This is a genomic window from Erythrobacter sp. HI0063 (assembly GCF_001635685.1).
Taxonomy (GTDB): Bacteria; Pseudomonadota; Alphaproteobacteria; order Sphingomonadales; family Sphingomonadaceae; genus Qipengyuania.
The window spans coordinates 1-224 of sequence record NZ_LWFF01000101.1 but is presented as its reverse complement, the minus strand read 5'-3'; the positions used below and the strand labels follow the sequence as shown (position 1 = coordinate 224).

Genomic DNA, 224 nt, shown 5'->3' with positions numbered 1-224 from the left:
TTCAAAAGCTTTGCTGTGCGGCGGCGCATCCATTCTGATTGGCGCACACGGCCCGCCACGCGCATCTTTCCCGCATGGTAGAAACCGGAACAATCCATCTCGTGGGCGCAGGCCCCGGCGATGCCGACCTGCTGACGCTGCGCGCCGCGCGCCTGATCGAAAGCGCCGACCTGATCGTGCATGACGGTCTGGTGGACGCATCGATCCTGGCGCTCGCGCGGTCC

Annotated in this window: 1 protein-coding gene; it reads left to right on the top strand. The window is 65.6% G+C overall.

The window, feature by feature from the left end; all coding sequences use genetic code 11:
• Positions 1–74 precede the first annotated feature (74 nt).
• Positions 75–224 (top strand): SAM-dependent methyltransferase (locus tag A3736_RS04395; protein ID WP_233999224.1); only part of this gene is annotated, 150 nt, incomplete at its 3' end.